Below are 223 nucleotides of genomic sequence, written 5' to 3'. Positions count from 1 at the left end.
GCAGAGTGAGCAGCGTGGATGTCACCAGCCCGCCAATCACCACACTGGCCAAAGGCCTTTCCACTTCCGCCCCGGCACTTTCGGAAAACGCCATAGGAAAGAAGCCAAAGCCGGCCACCAACGCCGTAGCCATAACCGGTCTGAAGCGGACTTTTGCGCCCACAAAAGCCGCCTGCGCCACGGCCATCCCTCGCGCGCGCAATGCGGCTATTTCGCTCACCAG

The 223-nt window shown here is 61.9% G+C and carries 1 protein-coding gene; it reads right to left on the bottom strand.

Annotated elements, in window-relative coordinates; translation table 11 throughout:
- Positions 1–223: efflux RND transporter permease subunit (locus ACP7IZ_RS13905; RefSeq protein WP_426849762.1), on the bottom strand; the 223-nt coding region annotated here is incomplete at both ends.

Origin of the sequence: Acetobacter sp. AAB5 (genome assembly GCF_050106715.1) — a bacterium.
Taxonomy (GTDB): domain Bacteria; phylum Pseudomonadota; class Alphaproteobacteria; order Acetobacterales; family Acetobacteraceae; genus Acetobacter; species Acetobacter oryzifermentans.
This window is presented reverse-complemented; position numbering and strand designations above follow the sequence as displayed.